Source organism: Bacillus sp. GZB, assembly GCF_001975995.1.
GTDB classification, from domain to species: domain Bacteria; phylum Bacillota; class Bacilli; order Bacillales; family Bacillaceae; genus Bacillus; species Bacillus velezensis.
The window spans coordinates 517,933-540,296 of sequence record NZ_MTQG01000010.1; the positions used below are offsets into that span (position 1 = coordinate 517,933).

23 protein-coding genes and 1 riboswitch are annotated in these 22,364 nt (G+C 45.1%); of the genes, 15 read left to right on the forward strand and 8 right to left on the reverse strand.

Annotation, left to right across the window (positions count from 1 at the left end; translation table 11 throughout):
• Nucleotides 1-7 precede the first annotated feature (7 nt).
• Nucleotides 8-173, forward strand: a riboswitch (M-box (ykoK) riboswitch).
• A 234-nt stretch (nt 174-407) separates the two neighbouring features.
• The gene (gene mgtE / locus BXO87_RS03005; RefSeq protein ID WP_007407216.1) at nt 408-1,763 is read left to right on the forward strand and encodes a magnesium transporter; all 1,356 of its coding nucleotides are present in this window, start codon (nt 408-410) and stop codon (nt 1,761-1,763) included.
• A 35-nt stretch (nt 1,764-1,798) separates the two neighbouring features.
• Here mgtE and BXO87_RS03010 read toward each other — a convergent pair whose 3' ends face one another.
• Nucleotides 1,799-2,131 carry a MerR family transcriptional regulator gene (locus BXO87_RS03010; protein WP_003154734.1) on the reverse strand — a complete coding sequence of 111 codons (333 nt, stop codon included), beginning with the start codon at nt 2,129-2,131 and terminating at the stop codon, nt 1,799-1,801.
• A gap of 193 nt (nt 2,132-2,324) precedes the next feature.
• Here BXO87_RS03010 and BXO87_RS20440 point away from each other — a divergent pair, with 193 nt between their 5' ends.
• From BXO87_RS20440 to BXO87_RS03025, 4 genes are all read left to right on the forward strand, one after another.
• Nucleotides 2,325-2,480 carry a hypothetical protein gene (locus BXO87_RS20440; protein WP_003154733.1) on the forward strand — a complete coding sequence of 52 codons (156 nt, stop codon included), beginning with the start codon at nt 2,325-2,327 and terminating at the stop codon, nt 2,478-2,480.
• Nucleotides 2,481-2,568: 88 nt separating this feature from the next.
• Nucleotides 2,569-2,751 carry a Fur-regulated basic protein FbpA gene (gene fbpA / locus BXO87_RS03015; protein WP_003154731.1) on the forward strand — a complete coding sequence of 61 codons (183 nt, stop codon included), beginning with the start codon at nt 2,569-2,571 and terminating at the stop codon, nt 2,749-2,751.
• Between the two features lie 142 nt (nt 2,752-2,893).
• Nucleotides 2,894-3,358, forward strand: a complete 465-nt coding sequence (locus tag BXO87_RS03020; RefSeq protein ID WP_007610911.1) for a MarR family winged helix-turn-helix transcriptional regulator — start codon at nt 2,894-2,896, stop codon at nt 3,356-3,358.
• Between the two features lie 179 nt (nt 3,359-3,537).
• On the forward strand, nt 3,538-4,092 hold the full coding sequence (locus BXO87_RS03025; protein ID WP_007407215.1) for a YkoP family protein: 555 nt from the start codon (nt 3,538-3,540) through the stop codon (nt 4,090-4,092).
• A 9-nt stretch (nt 4,093-4,101) separates the two neighbouring features.
• Here BXO87_RS03025 and BXO87_RS03030 read toward each other — a convergent pair whose 3' ends face one another.
• Nucleotides 4,102-5,937 (reverse strand): DNA ligase D, encoded by a 1,836-nt coding sequence (locus BXO87_RS03030; protein ID WP_038463772.1) that lies wholly within the window; start codon nt 5,935-5,937, stop codon nt 4,102-4,104.
• 2 nt (nt 5,938-5,939) lie between these two features.
• Nucleotides 5,940-6,821: a non-homologous end joining protein Ku gene (gene ku / locus BXO87_RS03035; RefSeq protein ID WP_007610913.1), complete on the reverse strand. Its 882-nt coding sequence runs from the start codon at nt 6,819-6,821 to the stop codon at nt 5,940-5,942.
• 514 nt (nt 6,822-7,335) lie between these two features.
• On the opposite strand from ku, the gene BXO87_RS03045 reads away from it, so the two are divergent.
• The 4 genes from BXO87_RS03045 (at nt 7,336) to BXO87_RS03060 (ending at nt 11,197) form a co-directional block, all read left to right on the forward strand.
• On the forward strand, nt 7,336-7,971 hold the full coding sequence (locus BXO87_RS03045) for a DedA family protein (protein WP_369878818.1): 636 nt from the start codon (nt 7,336-7,338) through the stop codon (nt 7,969-7,971).
• 246 nt (nt 7,972-8,217) lie between these two features.
• Entirely contained in the window at nt 8,218-9,000 is a 783-nt protein-coding gene (locus tag BXO87_RS03050) for a TerC family protein (protein WP_038457795.1), read from the forward strand.
• A gap of 275 nt (nt 9,001-9,275) precedes the next feature.
• The gene (sigI, locus tag BXO87_RS03055) at nt 9,276-10,031 is read left to right on the forward strand and encodes an RNA polymerase sigma factor SigI (protein WP_003154719.1); all 756 of its coding nucleotides are present in this window, start codon (nt 9,276-9,278) and stop codon (nt 10,029-10,031) included.
• Nucleotides 10,028-11,197 carry an anti-sigma-I factor RsgI family protein gene (locus BXO87_RS03060; protein ID WP_038457798.1) on the forward strand — a complete coding sequence of 390 codons (1,170 nt, stop codon included), beginning with the start codon at nt 10,028-10,030 and terminating at the stop codon, nt 11,195-11,197. Before sigI ends, BXO87_RS03060 begins: the two co-directional genes overlap by 4 nt.
• 6 nt (nt 11,198-11,203) lie before the next feature.
• Here the strand turns inward: BXO87_RS03060 and BXO87_RS03065 are convergent, their stop codons facing one another.
• Both BXO87_RS03065 and BXO87_RS03070 read right to left on the reverse strand, forming a co-directional pair.
• Nucleotides 11,204-11,398: an alpha/beta-type small acid-soluble spore protein gene (locus BXO87_RS03065; protein WP_003154717.1), complete on the reverse strand. Its 195-nt coding sequence runs from the start codon at nt 11,396-11,398 to the stop codon at nt 11,204-11,206.
• Nucleotides 11,399-11,533: 135 nt separating this feature from the next.
• The gene (locus BXO87_RS03070; RefSeq protein WP_012117404.1) at nt 11,534-12,235 is read right to left on the reverse strand and encodes a DUF1836 domain-containing protein; all 702 of its coding nucleotides are present in this window, start codon (nt 12,233-12,235) and stop codon (nt 11,534-11,536) included.
• Nucleotides 12,236-12,382: 147 nt separating this feature from the next.
• Between BXO87_RS03070 and htpX the strand changes: the two genes are divergently transcribed.
• The 4 genes from htpX (at nt 12,383) to BXO87_RS20445 (ending at nt 15,728) form a co-directional block, all read left to right on the forward strand.
• Complete coding sequence (htpX, locus tag BXO87_RS03075) at nt 12,383-13,276, forward strand: protease HtpX (protein ID WP_007407207.1); 894 nt, start codon at nt 12,383-12,385, stop codon at nt 13,274-13,276.
• A gap of 158 nt (nt 13,277-13,434) precedes the next feature.
• Nucleotides 13,435-14,787 carry a TrkH family potassium uptake protein gene (locus tag BXO87_RS03080; RefSeq protein ID WP_007610933.1) on the forward strand — a complete coding sequence of 451 codons (1,353 nt, stop codon included), beginning with the start codon at nt 13,435-13,437 and terminating at the stop codon, nt 14,785-14,787.
• Between the two features lie 94 nt (nt 14,788-14,881).
• Nucleotides 14,882-15,556 (forward strand): DUF421 domain-containing protein, encoded by a 675-nt coding sequence (locus BXO87_RS03085; protein WP_038457799.1) that lies wholly within the window; start codon nt 14,882-14,884, stop codon nt 15,554-15,556.
• 1 nt (nt 15,557) lies between these two features.
• Nucleotides 15,558-15,728: a hypothetical protein gene (locus tag BXO87_RS20445; RefSeq protein ID WP_007610936.1), complete on the forward strand. Its 171-nt coding sequence runs from the start codon at nt 15,558-15,560 to the stop codon at nt 15,726-15,728.
• Nucleotides 15,729-15,769: 41 nt separating this feature from the next.
• Here BXO87_RS20445 and BXO87_RS03090 read toward each other — a convergent pair whose 3' ends face one another.
• The gene (locus tag BXO87_RS03090) at nt 15,770-16,792 is read right to left on the reverse strand and encodes an acyltransferase family protein (protein ID WP_038457803.1); all 1,023 of its coding nucleotides are present in this window, start codon (nt 16,790-16,792) and stop codon (nt 15,770-15,772) included.
• 255 nt (nt 16,793-17,047) lie between these two features.
• On the opposite strand from BXO87_RS03090, the gene BXO87_RS03095 reads away from it, so the two are divergent.
• Nucleotides 17,048-19,267 (forward strand): PAS domain-containing sensor histidine kinase, encoded by a 2,220-nt coding sequence (locus BXO87_RS03095; RefSeq protein ID WP_038457805.1) that lies wholly within the window; start codon nt 17,048-17,050, stop codon nt 19,265-19,267.
• Nucleotides 19,264-19,761, forward strand: a complete 498-nt coding sequence (locus BXO87_RS03100; protein ID WP_038457807.1) for a methylated-DNA--[protein]-cysteine S-methyltransferase — start codon at nt 19,264-19,266, stop codon at nt 19,759-19,761. Before BXO87_RS03095 ends, BXO87_RS03100 begins: the two co-directional genes overlap by 4 nt.
• 241 nt (nt 19,762-20,002) lie before the next feature.
• On the opposite strand, the gene mtnA is transcribed toward BXO87_RS03100, so the two are convergent.
• The gene (gene mtnA, locus BXO87_RS03105) at nt 20,003-21,064 is read right to left on the reverse strand and encodes an S-methyl-5-thioribose-1-phosphate isomerase (protein WP_038457809.1); all 1,062 of its coding nucleotides are present in this window, start codon (nt 21,062-21,064) and stop codon (nt 20,003-20,005) included.
• 6 nt (nt 21,065-21,070) lie between these two features.
• Nucleotides 21,071-22,255 (reverse strand): S-methyl-5-thioribose kinase, encoded by a 1,185-nt coding sequence (gene mtnK, locus BXO87_RS03110; RefSeq protein ID WP_038457811.1) that lies wholly within the window; start codon nt 22,253-22,255, stop codon nt 21,071-21,073.
• Nucleotides 22,256-22,364: the final 109 nt, after the last annotated feature.

Genomic DNA, 22,364 nt, shown 5'->3' on the forward strand with positions numbered 1-22,364 from the left:
ATTCAAATAAGAACTTCGTTAGGTGAGGCTCCTGTATGGAGATACGCTGCTGCCCAAAAATGTCCAAAGACGCCAATGGGTCAACAGGAATCATCGACATAAGGTGATTCTTAACGCAGCTGGATGGCTGTCCTATGCCATACAGTGCTAAAGCTCTACGATTGGAGGCCCCGCACGTTTATTTGCCGTGCTTGTTTTCGCCTTCATATCAGAAGGTTTTTTTTATGCCTCAAAACGTACACGACTGAGCATGATAAGGAGGTGCGGAGTATGGATTCTCCCCATTCGAGTATGTCAGAAGAAGTACCCATATACAGCCAGATAACCAGTGACGACATGATGAGGAGACAAACCGCCGCACTTCCCTTGACGGACGGCGCGTCTCCGTAAAGGAGGTACGAGTCCCGATGGTCCAAAACATGACCTATGACGAACTCATATTACGCATTATCATTTTATTGCGGGACGGAAAAATAAAAGAATTCCGAAACATGATAGATGAGCTTCAGCCCTATGACATGGCATTTTTGTTTAAAGAAATGCCGGAAAAGCACCGGGCCCGCTATCTGTCATATATGACGGTTGATGACATCACCGATATGATCGGAGAGCTGGAGCGGGAATTTCAGCTTGCCGTTTTGCATAAAGTCGGTAAAACGAAAGCCACTCTCGCAATGAATAAAATGGATAACGACGATCTCGCCGCATTGCTGGAAGAGATGGATGAAGAACTGAAAGAACAGCTTTTATCCAGCATGGAGGCTGAGGAATCAAAGGCCGTACAGCTTTTGATGAACTATCCGCAAGAATCGGCGGGCCGGATGATGACGAACCGCTTCGTCTGGATTCCGCAGCATTATACAGTAAAAGATGCGGTCGTGAAGCTGAAAAGCTTTGCAGAAATCGCAGAATCAATAAATTATTTGTACGTGATTAATGACAGCAAGCAGCTTGTCGGAGTGCTCTCATACAGAGATTTAATTCTCGGCGAGCCTGACGATAAAGTGCAGGATCTCATGTTTACGCGTGTCATCTCGGCCGGGGTGCTCCAAGACCAGGAAGAAGTCGCCCGGCTGATCCAGCGGTATGACTTTTTAGCCATTCCCATCGTGGAAGAAAATCATGTGCTTGTCGGTATTGTCACTGTCGATGATATTATTGACGTCGTGATTAAAGAAGCCGATGAAGATTACGAAAAATTCGCAGCCTCCGGTAAGGCGATTACATTTGATACGAAAGCGTACGTTGCGGCGTACCGCCGTTTGCCGTGGCTCATTCTGCTTTTGTTTATCGGATTGATTTCGGGAAGCATTCTGAATTATTTTGAAGATACATTGCAAAAAGTTGTCGCCCTCGCGTTTTTCATGCCGATGATCGCGGGAACGACGGGTAATACAGGCACACAGTCACTCGCCGTCGTCATCAGAGGACTGGCTAAAGAAGAAATGAATAAAAAAACCATCTTTAAACTGATTTTCCGTGAACTAAGAACCGGTATCTATATCGGCATCGTCTGTGCGATCGCGATTACGATTGTCGCAACCGTCTGGCAGAAAGACTTAACGCTCGGTTTTGTCGTCGGTTCATCGCTGCTTGCAACGTTGATTATCGGTACGATGGCCGGAACGATCGTCCCTATTATTCTTCATAAACTGAACATTGACCCGGCGATTGCATCAGGTCCGCTGATTACGACGCTGAACGATATTTTGTCCTTATTAATTTATTTCGGCATTGCAACTGCATTTCTTCATGCTTTATAAAAAAAGTCCGTCTCACAGGAGGCGGACTTTTTTGATCAGCGGTTTTTATACTTAAAATGAGCATTAAGCTGTCCTTCCAGCATTTTTTTGCGAAGCTGCGGGTCGTTTTTGAGAGCCTGTTCTTTTTTTCGCATGTCTTTTAAAATCTCAGCCGTCTGCACGCCGTCTTCCCGCTTGTTGGCAATATCCATCAGCCGCTCAACGTCCGCGAAGGAATACTTTCTCGTTCCCCGTGATGAACGCTGCGGGTAGATTAATTTCCGTTCTTCATAGTATCTGATCTGTCTGACTGACAATCCGGTTAATTCGCTTACAATGCCGATCGAGATTACTTTTTTATCTTTGTAAGATTGTTCGTCTGTCGTCATTTTTCCACCCCTGGATGTCTTTTACTCATATTATATAAGAAAAAAAGAGAAAAAACCTGACGCTTGTCAGGTTTTCTGACACGGAATAGAAAATTTTAGAAAAAAAGCGGCAGAAAAATTGACAAGGTTAATGCATGGTTCTGTGCCCCGTTTTATGCTTACTGTACAGACGCAATGAGGAGGAAGGATAGGAATGGAGAAAGAAAAAGCGGTTTCGCTGGCAAAAGAAATCATTGAATTAGATATGAAACGCGATGAAATGCTGGAGGCGTTCATGCAGCTTGCCGGGGAACACGCTTTTCCGCTGCTCAGAGCCGTCCAGAACGGACTTTACCGAAAAACATCATAATCTACAGAAGTTTTACAATGGCTTTATACATCTTTGATATAAAAGCGTTATTCTGATCATAGAATAACGGAAAACAAAGGAGGGCGCCATGAGTCGTTTGCTTCAAAATGCATTGGACAAAGAGAGAAACCATTATTCCAAAAAGCTTCTGCAGATCGGAGTCTATACGAAAGAAATACTCAATTCCATGACAATTACGGAGCTGAGAAAGGAATACGCGTATTTTTTTCGGAACATTCCCTATAAAGAACGGAACCCTTATACAAATTAAATGATGTATAAGGGTATTTTTTTATATAAAAAAGAAGGAATTCTGAAAAACGGCACGAATAGAATATAAAACAAAGAACGACTCTTATGAATTGTAAGGGTTTACATTATTTTTTTATAAAAATCTTAAATACGGGGTAGATATGATGAGATTATCATTTAACGAAGAAGAAGTGATGCGTTCGATGAATTTGTACAAAGTTTTTGCAAGGGCTTTCAAGAGTGTGTCTGAACACAGCATCCGAGACAGTAAAGAACACGGTTTTAATCCGACTGAATTTGCCGTTTTGGAGCTGCTCTATACGAGAGGACCGCAAAAGCTTCAGCAAATCGGGTCGCGTCTTTTGCTTGTCAGCGGGAATGTCACCTATGTCATCGACAAGCTTGAAAGAAACGGGTTTTTGGTCAGAGAACAAGACCCGAAGGACAAACGGTCTGTTTACGCCCATTTAACTGATAAAGGAAACGAGTATTTGGATAAAATTTATCCGATTCATTCATTGAGAATTGCGAGAGCGTTTTCAGGACTTATGCCTGAGGAACAGGAACAGCTGATAGCCCTACTGAAAAAAGCGGGAATTCACAGCCAGCATTTGCTTTTCCGTTAAAAGAAAGCGGATACAGACACTCTTCTTCACGAAGAGTGTTTTTTTTCTGTTCCGGACAGGAGAGCCTGAAGCGGTTTTTGCATAAGCTGATACAGGTCGGCATCATTATTTACCAATCATAATGTGACACGCCCCATGCCAAAATATGAGGGTGCTTTGAATATAAAGAAGGTGAACATGTGAGAAGCTGTCTGCTGTCTATATGGTACTTACTTGATCCGCTTTATTTCTTCTTTACCCGGCTGACGCTGATTGATAAACGGCAATCGAATGTATTCCGCGTCCGTTTGACTAGATATAAAGGAAAAGAAGTCATCCTGAGCGACGGAACCAGAATTAAAAAAAACGACGTGTTAGTTAAGATTCATCTTCATAATGTCAAACTCCTGAAAGAGCTGCAGCCTATTGAAAGCGCGGTCAGAAGGGGGATTATGCTATATCAGAAGGTATATCAATCCATGCCTCATTTAGCGGATTATATTAACCAGCATAAACGGAAAGACGAGATTAAGGGAGTCGTCGGCATTACAATGCTTCATAAAGGAGCGGCGAGACTCGGTTTTGATGTGATAAAACCGTCCAGCGGCTGCTACAGGCTGTTTAAGAAAGCGGCCCATATTCCCATTTTATACTTTACTGCAAAACAGCTCACCCTCAAAAACATTCCTTACTCCTGCTATTTATTTATTTCCAAAGAAAAATTGATGTGCACGTATCAGACTGAAAAGAGCTGACAAAAAGCGTCAGCTCTTTCTCTTGATTTGCTCAAGCACGATTGAAAGCGGGCCGTCCTGCGGATTCCGGTAAAAATCATAAAACGGATCTCCCTCTGTCCTTACGCGGTTCACTACTGTATCGATCGTATAATCATCAGGTGTTAAAGAGGAGTTGACTTCGCTCCAATAAAGGGGAGCCGCAACCGTTCCCAATTCGTTGCCCCGGGTCGAATAGGGGGCGATAATGGTTTTCCCTTCGGCATGCTGCAAATAATCTAGGTAAAGCCTGCCGTTTCGGTTTTTGATAAACCGCTCTGTCGTAAAAAGATCCGGCCGCGTCCTGACGCAATAATCGGCGATGAGCATTGTGAACGCACGGGTTTCTTCATAGGTGAATGCTTCCGGTGAAAGCGGGATGTAGAGCTGAATGCCTTTATTTCCGGAGAGCTTCGGGAATGACGTAATGCTGAATGAGTCAAACAGCTGTTTCAGCACATGCGCAGCCTCCACAGCCATAGGGAAATCATTCCTTGACGGGGGATCAAGGTCAATGACAATCTCTGCGGGCCTTTCGGAATGCACTGTCTGAAACGGAACGTGAAATTCAAGCGCCAGCTGATTAGCCAGCCATAAAAGTGACGGTATGCTGCTGCATACGATGTGCTCGTGGCTCCCGTCAAACACGCTTGAGACAAAGTCCGGCGTGTAGTCCGGTTTGTTTTTTTGAAAAAAAGATTCGCCGGGCGCGCCGTGCGGATAACGGATCACCGTGACGGCCCGATCTTTAAGAAAGGGCATAAGAAAATCGCTCATTTTCACCATATAACTAAGGAAATCTGCTTTCGTTTTTTCACGTTTTTTAAAAACAATCTTATCCAGGCTTGTGAACTGCAGCTTCGGCGGCAGCGTTTTAGAGTGAAGGATAAGCTGCTGATACGTGCATTCCGTCCAATCCATTTCAAACTGAAAAGACACAAAAGATACTTCACGCAGCGTGTCCTGCAATATGGTTAAATACTGCACGGTCATGCAGATAGAAGGCTCAAGTGTATACTCGCCGCTTTTTTGTTTTTTTCCGTGGGTCTCCATAATGGTTCTGACGGCGTTTTTTTCTTCCGCCTGCATGCCGTGGGAAACGGAAGCGATCGGGACGGCGGTGCCGTCTTTTAAAACAGAGGCCGTTACATACCCGTTCTTCGGGTTAAACCCGGTTAATAGCACATGTGCCGTTTTCATATGTTTATACTTCTGCCAGTCGGGAGAGCGTTTATTTTCCGCCCAGCCGCTGGAAGCCCTTTTTGCTACGATACCTTCTCCGTCATGGCGGACGACCTTGTCCCAAAGCGCATCAAAGTCAGTGTGTTCCGGAATGTATTGAATCGCTTCTTCCGCTAAGTGATGAGGGCAGGCGGGAAGATTTGCTTCGTTAAGCAGTTTGGAAAGGGCGCGTTTCCGTTTCACATACGGTAATGAGACGGTGCCGGCGCCTTCCAGAACGAGGAGATCAAATGCCAGAAAGCGGCACGGCCGTCTATCAGCGGTGCTTTCAATTGCTTCCGTCCGTTTTAAACGTCCGCGGATTTGAAGATGCTCAAAGTCCGCTCTGTACGGATTGATTAAATAGACAAGCTCTCCGTCAAGCGTAATGGGGAACCTGTCTTTCATGTGCTGAAAACACAGGGCCGCAAAAGCCGTGATTTCCGGAAATTGATTCGTCAGCGTCTGTCCGTTTCTGCTGGTTAATGTAACGCCGCTTTCGTCTATGCGGAGAAGACAGCGGAATCCGTCATACTTTACCTCATAGCGCCACTCACTGCCTTCAGGCGGTACAGAGATCAAAATCGGCTGCATCGTCAGCACCATGATTAAGACGTTCCGGCTTTTTGTCTGGTCGTCTTCTGCTTTTTGCCTCCGCCGCCTGCTGACGCGGCGTCTTTTGTCCGCGCCGGTGCAGCCTGTTCGCGATCCGGCCGCTTCGTCCGGTCAATGCTTGCCTGAAGCGCGCTGACAAGATCGATGACATCTTCGCGCGGGCCGGCAGCAGCCGGTGTCACGCCCGCTTCTTCATGTTCGAGCTTATCGTTAATTTTAGCGAGAAGGGCTTTCCGGTATGTGTCTTCGTATTGTTCCGGGTCAAACTCGGTTGTCAGCTCATTAATTAACGTAATCGCCGTCTGCAGCTCTTTTTCATTAACGGCTGTCTGCTCGGGAACGCCCGGCACATGTCCGGCATTTCTGACTTCATCCGGATAATGAATGGATTCCATCACGATGCAGTTGTCATACACGCGAAGAATCGCAAGCTGCTGTTTAGAGCGGATCGTAATGGAGGCAATCCCGATTTTACCCGTCGTCCTCAGCGCTTCCCGTAAAAGTGTATAGGCTTTTGTGCCGTTATCTCCCGGCCCGACATAATACGACCGGTTAAAATAAATCGGATCAATTTCCTGCAGCTGGACAAAGTCAACAATCTCAACCGCCTTTTCTTCATGTTCCTGTTTTACGTCTTTCAAGTCTTCGTCTGTCATAATGACGTATTTCCCTTTTACATACTCATAGCCTTTCACGATTTCATCAGGCTCCAGACTCTTTTCACATCCGGTGCAGATTTTTTCGTATTTAATCGGCGCATGGTCTTCTTTATGAAGACTGCGGAATTTTATATCTTTATCTTCAGTGGCCGCAAAGAGCTTGACCGGGATATTGACGAGGCCGAAACTGATCGAACCCTTCCACATCGTGTGCATGAATAAAAACTCCTTTTTGTCTTTTATTGTGGATAAACGGGTCCGTTCCATGTGTAGCAACTTATGGGTGTTGCGGCGCTTCATGGAGCGGCTGTTCCATTTCTTCAGGCGGAAATGGTCGGCTGAAAAGGAAATGAATTCTTGATTTACAATCAGTGAATCGGTAAGTTCTTTAAAGCGCTGAAGTCCCTGAAAATCATTCCCCGGGAAATGCCCCGCATTCCCATGTAGTGACTGAGAAAATTTCCCGCTCCCATATGAACTGAATCCGCGGTCAGCCGCTGCTTACGCGGAGGGGTAATTTTTCCGGAGAACTTAAGTGATATAACCGCCGCCAGACAAGCAATCAGGAGACAGGCCGGGCGTTGTATTGCGCATGTCATTCCCTCCCGCTATACCGATCTGAAACGACTCACATTTATAACGGGCATGTCTAAAAGATATTTCAGCCTCGAGGTTTTGTGTTAAAATCATTCTTAAGTTTCAGAATATAGACGTAAGCCGGGAGTGATAAATCATCGAAGATTTCATCATATCAATAATAGAGGCGTTTAAAAGCTTATCTTACGCCGGGATTTTTTTGGCGCTCAGTATAGAATTCATCCCGGCGGAAATTGTTCTTCCGCTTGCGGGCTATTGGGTCTCAAAAGGGGATATGACGCTTGCCGGGACCGTGTTTGCCGGTTCGCTCGGCGGTGTTTCAGGTCCGCTTGTCTTATATGGAATCGGCAGGCTGGGCGGTCGGCCGTTTTTGCTGAAATATGGAAAGTATATATGGATAAAACCCGAATCCCTGCAGAAATCAGATGATTTCTTTCAGAAGCACGGAGGTTTGGTCGCGTTCAGCGGCCGTTTTATACCGGGGGTCAGGACGCTGATTTCTTTACCGTGCGGCATTGCGAAGATGAATGTCTGGGTGTTCTCTCTATATACATATGCAGCGATGCTGCCGATTACATTTGCTTACGTATACCTCGGAATGAAACTCGGGGAAAATTGGAAAAGCGTCGGTTCCATTCTCGATCAATATATGCTGCCGCTCGGTATATTCATTGTGTTGCTTCTCATTCTTTGGATGTTTTTAAAGAGAAGAAAACAGCGGGCCAAAACAGAAAAAATTTCTCAATTTGTTAAAAAAGTTAAGCGTTGACAAATGATGAAACAGGCTTTATCATGAGCGTATAAACAAATATTTCTTGAAATCCCAAAGGGGAGTAGCGTCCGGATATTCCGGAAACAAAGTCGTCAATTCATGGATCATATCCATCGGCTTTGTTGGCATGCCAATCATTCATGTCTAGCAAGACCTTTGCCTTATATCGGCAAAGGTCTTTTTTGCGTAAAAAAACCGCCGGTATAAGCTCGGATGATAGAAAAAAGAAACGGAGGGAATGGATTGGACTTCGCATTATTATTGGAGTACGGATGGGTTCTTCTCGTTTTAATCGGGCTGGAAGGGATTTTGGCGGCGGATAACGCGCTGGTGATGGCTGTGATGGTGAAGCATCTTCCTGAAAAACAAAGGAAGAAGGCTTTATTTTACGGATTGGCGGGCGCATTTATTTTGCGTTTCGGGTCGCTGTTCGCCATTTCTTTTCTGGTGAATGTTTGGCAGGTCCAGGCCGTCGGCGCTTTATATCTGTTTTACATTGCGGTCAGCCATTTGCTGAAGCGGTATGTATTTAAAGATAACGCCGGTCAGAAAACGCAGAAAGAAAGCGGGTTTTGGCAGACTGTCTTGAAAGTGGAGCTCGCGGACATCGCTTTTGCCGTTGACTCCATTTTAGCGGCGGTCGCGCTTGCCGTAACGCTCCCGGGAACACAGCTTCCTGCCATCGGCGGCTTGGACGGCGGTCAGTTTCTCGTTATTTTAGCCGGCGGCGTAATCGGTTTAATCATTATGCGTTTTGCGGCATCAATGTTCGTATCCTTACTGAAAACCAGGCCGGGCCTTGAAACGGCGGCATTTGTGATTGTCGGATGGGTAGGCATGAAGCTCGCTCTTTATACATTGGCTCATGAGGAACTCGGTATAATTCCGGCAGATGTCATCCATTCGGCGGCCTGGAAAATCATTTTCTGGGCGGTTCTGGCTGCCATTGCGGTTTGCGGATGGTTTATGTCAGGAGCAAAACAAATAGAGTCTGGCGCGGAATCGGAAAAAAGAGAACACGCGTAAAATGATCAAAAAGGGAGTCTGACTTTTTAAAAAGCAGGTTCCCTTTTTGTTTGAAACGCTTACATTTAAGACATATGATAACAATTTTATAACAGCATTGTTACAAAAAACACAGAGAAAACCCCCTTAATTCTGCATGGGGGCACGAAATCATGTATAGTACGTCTTATTGGCTTGTCATAATTGAGACAAATGAAATCGATTTCTCTTTTTCTTCCTTTGCGAATCCCTACTAAATTAGCTATGATTATGAGTAGTTATAGGGAGGAACTGAGGTGAAACCAGTGCTTAGCCTTTTGTTTAAATTGGGAAAAAAGAAGCAAACGCTTGAAACATCTGTTGAAAAAATACAAAAAGGCGACAAAGATCTGCAGAACGATTTAATACAGCAATATAAGCCTTTTATCGCGAAGACGGTTTCATCCGTTTGTAAACGATATATAGATGAAAAAGACGACGAATTCAGCATCGGGCTGATCGCGTTTAACGAAGCTATTGAAAAGTATTCGGCTGAAAAAGGTAATTCGCTGCTTGCATTTGCAGAGCTGATTATAAAAAGAAAAGTGATAGACTATATCAGAAAAGAAGCAAGAACCGCTCAGCATATCAATATGGATGTGCAGGAAGGCGACGACCAGGAATCTTCGCAGAGCCTTATCGAAGCGGAGCTTTCCATTGATGAATACCGCAAACAGATAGAACAGGAACAGCGCCGGGAAGAAATTCTTTTTTTTCAGAAGCAGCTGAAAGAATACGGCCTGTCTTTTAAAGAGCTGCTGGAACAATCGCCGAAGCATACAGATGCGAGGCAGAATGCGATTAAGGTAGCCTACACGCTTGTTGAAAATGAAGAGCTGGCGTCCATTTTGCACCAGAAAAAACAGCTTCCTGTCAAACAGCTGGAGCAGCTCGTGTCGGTCAGCAGAAAAACGATCGAACGGAACCGAAAATATATCATCGCCATGAGTATTATTATTACCGGTGATTATATTTATTTAAAAGATTATCTTAAAGGGGTGTTGCACTCATGAGAAGAGGGATCATAGTAGAGAAAAATAAAAAATTCGTCACGTTGCTAACCCCTGACGGACAATTTTTAAAAACAAAAAATGATCACCGCACTTGTGAAATCGGAGAGGAAATTACGTTCGAAGGCGAAACGCGTATGGGAAGAAGGGCCAGCTTTTTTGATTTTCTGAAACTGCGCCCTTTTAAATTGGGAGTGTTTACGATGACTGCTATTATTTTGTTTATTTTAATTTTGCTCCCGGTTTTTTCTGATAACAAAGCTTACGCGTATATGACGCTTGACATTAATCCCAGCATTGAAATGGCTTTAAACAGCAAATATGAAGTCATTGAACTGACACCGCTGAACCATGACGCCAAACAGGTCATCAGTGACATTGGAGATTGGAAAAGCAGCGATTTTAAGGAAGTCATCAGTAATATTATTACCGATTGCAGCAAGCACGGATATGTAAAGGAATCAAAAGAGATTTTAATTTCCACGGTTTATGAAAATACAGATGACAATACATATAAAAAAGGCGTTAAAAAACAGCTGGCTGACATGACTGAAAAATATAAGGGCACCTACCAGGTCCAATCGCTTGAATCTGATATGGAAACAAGAGAAAAAGCAAAACAGGAAGGGGTGTCAACAGGCAGCTACATAAGAAGAAACGAAAAGAAAACAGAAGAAAAACAGCCTGAAAAGCAAACCGACGGCAATGAAACAGATCAAAAAGATACCGAAACAGACGCTGATCAAAGCGAGCAGCCGGACACAGAAAAGCCGGCGGCTGATGAAAAGACAGCTCCTGATGAAGAAAAGGCAGCAGAGAAGCCGGGAAACAATGAAACAACGCCCGGTACGGAAGAAGCGAAGCCGGACAGTCAGGACGGCAATCAGCAAACCGAAAAAAATGCAGCTTCCGGATCAGAGGAAAACACACAAAAGGAACAAGATGGGGAAACAGAGCAGCCCCCAACACAAAATCCTCAGGAAAACGGAAATGACAAAGAGCCTAAGCAAAAGTATTACAATCATTACTGGAATCATGATCGCAATGAACATTGGGAATCCTATCGGCATCATGAAGATTCGTCAGACCGAAGGAATCCGAACGGCTACCGGCACGGAAAGGAGAATGCCGATAAATATCAAAATTCGCCGAGAAGTCCCGGCGAATAAGCTGCATTATTGATTTTTCCCGTTTAATTGTGATTGAGCCTGCTGTACAAGACGTTTTGTCATTTCCCCGCCTACAGAGCCGTTTGCGCGTGCTGCTGTATCAGAGCTAAGGTTCACGCCGAATTCTTGAGCCACTTCGTATTTAAATTGGTCAAGTGCCTGCTCAGCCCCTGGAACTAAGAGTTTATTTCTGCTCGCCATCTTTTTCATCTCCTTTTCTCTGGCAAGATGTGTTTTCGCATTTTAGTTTCAAACGGAACGGTATTGATTATGCTGGCAATTGTTGTACAGCAAAAAAACCCCGGCGCAGACACCGGGGCGAAGAAGCGTTATGAATTATAATAAATGGCTGATCATTTTGTAGGCTGAGGCTTGAATATGGAAAGTCAAAACGGAGAGCACCGTGACGGCGATTATGGATCTGATATTGTTCCATTGTCCGCTTCCGAGTTCTTTAAAGCAGCCTTTGAGCTTGTCCGTCTGCTCTTCGACGAGCTCCTGCAGGCTCGTTTCCTTCATCGGCGGGTTTGCCTTATGATGAAGATAATCAATCACTTGGGCGCAGCTTTCATAGTAGCTGATCGGGCTGATGACGTCATCTGATCTGTCTGTGATCGTGTTAAAAGCGATTTTTAATATGCCGCGTATATGTTCGAAGTCATAAATTGATTTTAAATCACGTACAATGAGAAGGATGACAGCTTGTTCAATTGTATATTTTTTGCCGAGTAAGGGGTGGCCGATTAAATCTTTAATATCGCGCTTCACCCAGTTTTGGACGGCGGTTGATTTTAAAGACGTCAGCTCGCACAGATTTCCCAGCTCGACAATCTCGTTAGTTGAAAGCCCGTATTCCTTTTTCTCTTTTTTTCGTTCGAATCTCGTCAGAAATTCAGGGATATGCAGACGGCTTTCCGCTTCATCCAAGGTCATATCCGCTGATTGCAATAAGATTTGGAGAGGGGTTGCGTCTCCTTGGCCTTTTAACGCGTAAAGAAGCCGGACCATATCAGTTCGGGTCAGTTTAAACGTGTTCATGGTTCACCTCTGATTGATTACGTGTTACTTTCTAATATCAATGAGAATTACATTAACATCATACGTCGAAATTGTTGCATTTTCAAACAGATCATTTATAATTTAAGTAAATAAGTTCTTTTGATCTTAAAAAAGACGGAGGTAATTATGGCGAAAAGAATATTTCTGTTTATTTTAACGAACCTTTTGGTCATTACGACAATCGGAATTGTGCTTACGATTATTACAAGCGTTACCGGTGTCGGCTCGTATATACAAAATGGGCGCATTGATCTGATGGCATTGCTCGTGTTCAGTCTTGTCGTCGGTTTTGTCGGTTCTTTTATTTCTCTCGGAATGTCCAGATGGATGGCCAAAACGATGATGGGCGTCCGGGTGTTAAATCCGAAGAAACAGTCGCTCAGCTATGAAGAACAGCAATTGGTTGACCGTGTGCACAGATTGTCCCGTGCCGCAGGGATGACGAAAATGCCTGAAGTCGGCATTTATCATTCCCCGGAGGTCAATGCTTTTGCGACCGGGCCTTCTAAGCGCCGTTCGCTTGTCGCAGTTTCTTCAGGTTTATTGCAGCAGATGGATGATGCTGCGGTGGAAGGGGTTCTTGCCCATGAAGTCGCACACATCACAAACGGTGATATGGTCACGATGACGCTGCTGCAGGGAATCGTCAATACGTTCGTCGTATTCCTTTCCCGAATCGCGGCATGGGTTGCAAGCCGCTTTGTCAAAGAAGACCTCGCGCCGGTCGTTCACTTTATCGCGATGATCGTGTTTCAGATTATCTTTTCCATTCTCGGCAGTCTTGTCGTCTTCGCCTACTCGCGTCATAGAGAGTTTCACGCTGACCGCGGCGGTGCAGACCTTGCCGGCAAGGATAAAATGATTCACGCCCTGCGTACGCTGAAGTCTTATACAGGACATGTGAATGAAGAGGACCAGACGGCGGTACAGACGTTAAAAATTAACGGCAAAAAGCATTCGTCACTGTTCTCCACACACCCTGATCTCGATGAGCGTATCCGCAGGCTGGAAGCAAAATAATCAACAAAACCTCTGACAATCGTTTCAGAGGTTTTTTGTTTAAAGATCGGCAAATTACATAAGGTAATGAAAAATCTTTCTAAAAAGACCTTTAAAAATTCTCCCAATATCATTAGAATAATTACGTACTACATTTGAGAGGCAGAAGGAACTATCTTATGAAATTAAAACTGAAGAAATTCATACAGATCTTGTCGCCTGCACAGCTGATTGCATTATATTATTTTCTTGCTGTGACGGTGGCATTTATTTTGCTAAGTCTGCCGGCCGCCCACAAACAAGGGGCCAGCTGGTCGTTTATAGACGCGCTGTTTACGGCTGTCAGCTCAGTCAGTGTCACCGGTTTAACGGTCGTCAACACGGCTGATACATTCAGCACGGCCGGGATTGTCATTTTGGCTTTCGTGCTTCAATTCGGCGGAATCGGCATCATGACGCTCGGAACATTCGTCTGGCTCATTATGGGCAAACGGATCGGTCTGCGGGAACGGAAGCTCATCATGGTGGATCAGAATCAATCGCAGTTTTCCGGTATCGTCAACCTGATGAAGCAAGTGCTGTTTTTGATTTTATTAATCGAGTTTTTAGGCGGCATCATCTTAGGAACATATTTTTTAACGTATTATGATTCGTTTGAACAGGCGTACTTGCACGGATTCTTTGCGAGCGTCAGCGCCACGACAAACGGCGGTTTTGATATTACGGGAAATTCACTCGTCCCGTTCAGACATGACTATTTCGTGCAGTTTATTACGATGCTTCTGATTATTTTCGGTGCGATCGGTTTTCCGGTGCTCGTAGAAGTAAAAGACTTTTTGTTTTCAAAACAGCGCAGATACTCATTCACGCTGTTTACGAAAATTACGACCGTTACGTTCGGAATGCTCGTTTTGTTCGGAGCCGTGGGCATTTACGCGCTTGAAGCAAGCCATGTCATGAAGGGGAAAAGCTGGCATGATGTTTTATTTTTATGTCTCTTTCAATCAACCGCTACGCGAAGCGGCGGGCTTGCGACAATTGATATCAGCCAGCTGTCGGCGCCGACATTATTTTTCATCTGTGCCCTCATGTTTATCGGCGCATCACCGAGCTCGGTCGGCGGCGGAATCCGTACGACGACATTTGCGCTTAACCTGCTTGCCCTGTTTCATTTTGCCCGGGGGAATAAAGCGGTCAAGGTCTTTAAACGCGAGCTTCATCAGGCTGATGTCATGAAGTCGCTGGTCGTTACGATGATGGCGATTCTGCTCGTGTTCGGATCGACGCTGATTCTGTCCGTGACGGAGAAAAATCAGACGCTCCTCGGACTGCTTTTTGAAGTGTGTTCCGCATTTGGAACGACCGGCCTGTCGCTTGGGATTACTCCGCATTTAAGCGACATCGGAAAATGCGTGATCATGATTGTGATGTTTATCGGCCGGATCGGCATTTTGACGTTCCTTTATTTGATCGGCCGAAAAGAAATCGAAGCAAATTATCACTATCCGAAGGAAAGAATGATTATCGGCTGACACCGCTTTTTAGAAAGCGGTGTTTTTTATTGCCGTAAAATGGATGTGTGGAAACAGTTTCTTTGGAGATTCTACTTGTAAAGAGGTGACGTCATTGTTTGCCGTATTTTGGAAGTCGGTAGTTATGATAGCGGTCGGTACCTTTTTATTGCGGATTGCCGGACGGAAATCAATCAGCCAGCTGTCGGTGACCCAGACAGTCATCATGATTTCGATCGGCTCGATTATTATTCAGCCGTTTATTGAACATAATTTACGGGAAACCATTTTCGCGGCGGCGATTTTTATTGCGGTATTAATCCTGATGGAATATTTAGAAATCAAATCAAGCTTTTTTGAGTTTTTATTTTCAGGAAAAACCGTCGCCGTTGTCAGAAACGGAAAAATCATCCCGGAAAATTTAAAAAAAATGCGTTTTACCGAAGCTCAGCTGTCAATGAGGATCAGGCAGGAAGGCCTCGGAGACATTCAAGATTTTAAATATGTGCTGCTTGAGCCGAACGGACAGATCGGCTATGAACTCATTGATGAGGCCAAAAACGTGACAGTGCGCGACTTGAAAAAAATGCTTGATGAATTCAAAACAGATTTGCTGACAGAAGGAGGAAATCAAATGAAACGCAAAGCAGCAAAGAATGAAGCTTTGACCAACAACAACACACCGACTGAGAGCATGGACAAAGATGCATACAAAACACAATATGACGGTGATCCCGGACTGAGAGGCGCAAACCGCAAATCAAAACACGGCAAACAAGGAGGCGAGTAACATGACGAAAAAAAACCGCCACAGCAAAGACATGCAAAACCATAAAAAGCCGATGGACCCTAAATTGCTTGAAGAAGAGTTTGCAAGCGAGCTCGGTGATTATAACGCCGGAAAATGGATTGAAACGCTTGAACAGACGAAGCCAAAGAAAAAAGAAGACGGCAAACAATAAAAAATACCTCTTAGGCGGCAACGCTTAAGAGGTATTTTGCATTATTTCGAATAAGCACCGTTTCTTGTTCCTTTCACCGCTTCAAGCAAGCCGGTTATCCGCAGCTCAATAAACGGCTGTGCGGCCGTTTTCACCGCATTGCTGGAGAGAATGGACGTAAGAGCGGCCGTTAAAATTAAGAGCATGACTAAATTCTGATAATCAGACAAGTGATCTTCAAGCCCGATCTGCCGCAGCGTTTTTATAATGAATCCATGCAGCAGATACACGTAAAACGTTCTCGTACCCCATTTCGTAAAGAAATAACGCCTTTGCGGAACGAGCGCCAAAAAGCTGAAAGTGGCGGCAAAGGCCAATACATACCAGCCGATGCGCGACAGACCGCTCAACAGCGACACCGTGCCGAATGTGGAATAAGGCTCCGATCCGAACAGCCAAGAGTAATCAAAATCAATGCACCAGCATAGAAGGAAAACAATCCCCAGTACGCCCGCGGCAATCTGCCTGCCTCTTTTAGCCCGAAGCAAATCAAAGTGCTGTTTCTTTAAATAAAACCCGACGAGAAACATCGGTAGAAAAACAAACGTCCGTGAAAGACTCAGCGTGCTGCTGATAAAATCAAGGTACCCGATCATGACGGCAAGCCCGCAGCTCGCCCCAAGCGCCCACATCTTCGGCAGCTTTGTAAAAGGATAAAGCAGCAGATTCCAAAAGAATAAGCTGACTAAAAACCAGAGAGACCACTGCGGATCAATTGGATTGACGCTTGCCATGCTTTCATCCTGAATCAAATAGTAAAAAACTGAGTAAATGCCCTGAAAAATCAAGTACGGAATAATCAGCTTCACAGCCAGCTTCTTCACATAACCTTTCCGCTTAAAGTTTTTTGCGAAATAGCCGGAAACCAGGATAAAGGCCGGCATATGAAAAGTATAAATGAATTTGTAGAGATGGAGCATAAACTCATTTCCGTTAATAAATGACCGGAGGATATGGCCGAACACCACCAGAAAAATCAAGATAAACTTAGCGTTGTCAAAGTAACTGTCTCGCGATTTTGTCATAGCATCACCTTCTCTTCAAAAATCATCCACTGCATGATTATTTCCTGTTGGTGTTCATTTTAAAATAAAAAACAAAAAATTGAAGGAGGACAAAAGGGATTGTTAGGATGATGTAATGGGGAGGTAAGGATCGTAGAAAAAGACTTTAACTTGTCATATCATTGAAATTTTCTGAAATGTATAGGGCGAATGAAGGAAGATGAGGTATTTTGTAGAAATATTGAAGGATAGGTTTTGGAAGAAGGAGTGTACTGAATGGCTGAAACTCTGGATTTGCAAACAAAAGACTCGCTGAAAGAGCAGCTGAAGCGGATGAAAGAGGAAAATGACCGCCTGAAGAGTGATTTGAACCGGTATCACGTGATTATGAATAACACGCTTGATGCCATTTTTATATGCCGTAAGGAAATGAAAATCGTCCAGGCGAACGAGGCTGCGGCCCGGATGATGCAGATTGAGGCAGAGAGCCTCATTAACCGCTCCGTCCTGGATTTTTTATATTCCGTGCCTCAGGAAGAACTGAATAAGGCCGTGAAAAAGTTTTTAAAAAAAGGCCATCTGTGGAAAGAGGTGCCGATTAAGCTTGACAGCGGCGCGACGAAATACATTGAATTCCTCGCCAGAGACGGAATTGGGGAGGATTATTTTTTTGTGGTGATGAGGGATATCTCCTCTAAAAAAATATTAGAGCGCGAATTCTCCATGAACGAGCAGCTGTTTAAAGATTTGTTTGACAGGGCTGTCGACGGCATCGTGCTGTTTGATAAGGACGGCGGGTTTATTGATGCGAACCTCTCTTTTTGCAAAAGCTTTGAGATCGGCCAGAATGAATTGTCCCATCTGTCGCTCCGCCATTTTACCGACGGAGAAAACAAAAAGCATCTGAAAGAAATCTGGGAAACCCTCCGCAGAAAAGGAAACGCCAAAGGAGAACTGCCTGTCAAGCTTCGGTCCGGCGAAGAGAAGCTGTTTGAATTTACGATTACGTCCAACTTAATCAGCGGGTTCTACATGTCGATTATGAGAGACATAACAGAGAAACGGTTGATGGAATTGAAACTCTTTAAAAGCGAAGAGCGATTCCGCGAAATTTTTGAAAACGCCATGGACGCGATTGTCATTTGGTCTGATGACGGAAAGATTGCCAAAGCAAACGAATCGGCGTGCCGCATTTTCGAACTGCCGATGGATAAACTGGTGGAGCGGAATTTATGTACGTTTATCGTTGATCCGCAGAAAAAATATAAGCAGATTAAGAAAAAATATGAAAAATACGGGGAAATCCGTGAAGAGATGCTGTTTCAGATGGCAAACGGCCAATTTAAAGAGCTGGAATTCACATCAAAACGAACCATACTTGAAGGTCAGCATTTAACCATTTTAAGAAATGTCAGCGATCGTAAGCGGATGGAAAAAGAATTGCGGGAAAGCGAGCTGAAATTCAGAAAAGTATTCAACGGCTCAATGGACGGCAAGGTCTTATTTGACAACCAATTCCGCATTATTGACGCGAATCCTCTCGCAAGCCGTATACTCGGTATGCCGGATGAGGAGCTGAGAGCGTACACCGTTCCGGATATTCTTTCTTTATTTGATATTGAAAACGCGGGTGTTCCCGCCAGAAAGATTGATTTAGAAGGAATGGATAATGAAATCCCCTTCCTGTTAAGCAGCAGCGACAGCCGCAAACTGGAATTCTCCTTCAAAAGAAATATCATTCAAAATATGAATCTGGCCATCTTTAAAGATGTCACAGAGGCCAAAGAGCTTGAAGAGAGGCTGCGGAAATCCGACACTCTTCATGTTGTAGGGGAGCTGGCGGCGGGCATCGCCCACGAAATCAGAAACCCGATGACGGCGCTGAAAGGGTTCATTCAGCTTCTTCAAGGAAGCATTGAAGGCGAATATTCTCTGTACTTTAACGTCATTACCTCAGAATTAAAACGCATCGAGTCTATCATCACTGAATTTTTAATTTTAGCGAAACCTCAGGCGATATTATATGAAGAAAAAGACGTGACGCAGATTATGAAAGACACGGCTGATCTTTTGAATGCCCAGGCCAATCTTGTCAATGTGCAGATCCATCTGAACCTGACCGGAAACATCCCGCCGATTTACTGTGAACCGAATCAATTAAAACAGGTGTTTATCAATATTTTAAAAAACGCCATTGAAGTCATGCCGGGCGGCGGCAATATCTACGTGACCATTCAGTCTTCTGATCAAGACCACATTTTGATTTCTATTCAAGATGAAGGAACAGGCATTTCCGAAGACAAATTAAAACGTCTGGGTGAACCATTTTACACGACAAAAGACAGGGGAACGGGCCTCGGCCTCATGGTCAGTTATAAAATCATCGAAGAGCATCAGGGCCGCATTCATGTGGAAAGTGAAGAAGGGAAGGGCACGGTTTTTCATTTGACGCTTCCGGTCCGGCAGAATACGGAAGAAAGAAGGAGCGGGGAATGATCTGTTTTACAAGTGTGAAAGCGCCGTTTGGAACCGTCATCGTAACAGAGGAAGAGAGCTTTATTACCGGCCTGTTTCTCACCGGGGAAGATTTTGAGGAATGGCGGAAAGACGCGCCCGGCGTAAAGCCGTGCGAAACCGCTTTGCTGTCGGAGGCGAAACAGCAGCTGACATCATATTTTTCAGGAGAAAGAAAGCAATTCTCTCTGCCTCTGACACAAAAAGGCACACCCTTTCAGGAAAGAGTATGGAACGCGCTGACGATGATTCCTTACGGGGAATCCCGAAGCTACGGCGATATGGCTGAAGCGATCGGAAAACCGAAAGCGGTGCGCGCCATCGGACAAGCCAATAAACGAAACCGGCTGCCGATTTTGATCCCGTGCCATCGGGTAATCGGCAAAAACAGCGCCTTAACGGGATACGCGGGCACGAAGACGGATGTAAAAGCGGTGCTGCTGAACATCGAACAAATATCCTATAAAGAAAAATAAAGCGTATGGCACGTTCCGTTTTTTCACGTCCGACATATCATTTTATTAAGTGAAAAAAGTTGGCCTGATGAAAAAGGAGGACGAAGCCTGATGAAAATGAGCCGCCCGCAAAAGATAGCCGGTTATGCAGAACTGTTTTTTAAAATGCATCTCATTACAGCCGTCCAAAAAGATGAAGTGATTACATTGTGCAGACAAAAAAACCGCTGACATTGCCTGAGGCAACATCATCAGCGGTTTTTCAGCTCAGCTGGCAGTCAGCGAATAATTGTTCAATTTCTTCCGTGTAAGAACCGGTCACAATTCCTTTCTCGGTTATAATGCCGGAAATCAGGCTGCCCGGTGTGATGTCAAAGGCCGGATTGAAGACCGGAACATCCTCGGGAGCGGTGCGTATGCCGGAGATCTGTCTGACTTCATCCGGATCTCTTTCTTCAATCGGAATCTGATCGCCGTTTTCAATCTGCAAGTCAAATGTCGAAAGCGGTGCGGCCACAAAAAACGGAATTTGAAAGGAGTTTGCCAAAATAGCGAGGCCGTACGTTCCGATTTTGTTGGCCGTATCACCGTTTTTTGCAATTCTGTCAGCGCCGACAATGACTGCAGAAATATGTTTTTCCTTCATTGTATGGGCGGCCATGCTGTCGGTAATGAGCGTGACATCAATTCCGCCCTGCATCAGCTCCCACGCCGTCAGCCGTGATCCTTGGAGAACGGGTCTTGTTTCACATGCGTAGATATGAAGGCCAAGGTCTTTTTGTTTCGCTAAGTAAAAGGGAGCAAGCGCCGTACCGTACCGGCTTGTGGCAATCGAGCCCGCATTGCAGATGGTCATGATCTGGTCGCCTTTTTTAAAAAGGTGCAGCGCATTTTGGCCGATCATACGGCATGTTTCTTCATCCTCAATCTGAATTTGAATGGCTTCATGAACGAGCGTTGTCTTCGCTTCATTGATTGAGATCGCATCCCTGATCGAATCCGTCAGTCTGTCAAGCGCCCACGCAAGGTTGACGGCAGTGGGCCTCGAACTGTTTAAATACGCTTTGACATCCGCGAACTGACGTCGGAAATCTGAAAGATCGCGGGCTTCAAACGACTTGGCGGAGAGCGCGAGTCCGAACGCCGCGGTTATACCGATGGCCGGGGCGCCCCTTACTTTCAGCGTGACAATCGCGTCGAATACATCTTCCTTTGTTTCAAGTTCCGCATATTCAGTGACGTCGGGAAGCTTTTGCTGATTTAAAATGCGGATGTAGGTTTCTTTCCATTCTACAGAACGGGGGATGGCAAATTCATTGGTCATGCTGCATCATTCCTTTACACGGAGCTTAAATTGGTCCAGAACCTCGGTGATATGCTTCAGTTTTTTTCTGTTTTCGATATAATAGGCGCCGATGTCAAGCGCCAGCTTCTTCCGTTCGATTCGTTTGTCAAACGGAGTGATTTCATCTAAGTCAGCCACATGGGCGAGTCCGATCGTGCGCCGGATCAATTCGCATCCCGCAAAACCGACCGCTTCCTCAAACGCGTTTTTCAGTGTGTCTTCCAGCAGGTGTCTGCGGGAAGGCAGGCAGTCTTTCTCCCATGCTTCACTGAATGTTTTCACAAATGTATCCCATACGGCGGCAGTATGGTCATATAAAGGCTGTCTGTCGTCACCGTCGCGGCTGAGGGCGTTTAAGAGCAGATTGGCGATAAATTGGCCGATGTCAAACCCGATCGGTCCGAAGAAAGCAAACTCGGGATCAATCACCTTTGTTTCATGTTCATCGGCGAAGATGCTTCCCGTGTGCAGATCGCCGTGAACCAATGTTTCCGCAGAATTCAGAAAGGTGGCTTTCAATTCGTCAGCGCCTTCTTTCAGCCGGGAATTGTTCCAAACTTTTTCTGCGTATGGGCGCAGCTCCTCTTCAAAATCGTTTGTCTCATGGTCGAGAAACGGTTCTGTAAACACAAGCCTTTCTGTAATATTGCAAAGCTCAGGATTTGTAAACTGCTTTGCGAGCTGCTGCTTTACTTTCGCATCAAGCGCATAATCGGATGAGTAAAAAAGCGTTTTCCCTAAAAATTCACCGATATGAACCGATAAGTTCGGATAATGCTGCCCTTCCAGCAGCCCTTTTCTTGAAATCCGCAAATGGGAGAGGTCTTCCATAACCGTGACGGCCATCTCAGTATCGGAATAGTAAACGGCCGGAACGAGGTGCGGCACGTGTTCGCCCTGGCGGATGAGGGCGCTGCTTTCGATTCTCGCCCGGTCAATGGTAAGCGGCCAGCTTTCACCGACGACTTTCGCGTAAGGGATTGCCTGTTTAATAATCAGTCCTTTTTTGTTTTCTTTATCGTAAACATGAAAGACGTAATTTAAATTGCCGTCGCCGATTTCACGGCATGTCAGAGTGCTTTTGCTTTGGAACAAGCCGAGCTTGACGGCTAACGCGGCGGCGGAGCTTTCTGTTAATTGTTCATAAAGACTTGTTTTAGTTGCTGACATGGATTTACCCTCCAATTATGTAGTGGCAGTAAGAGATCGTGACGGAGAATACGCCCGAAAAAAAGCCTCCTTCTCTGAAAGAGAAGGAGGCTGAAACAGTGCAGTCCGC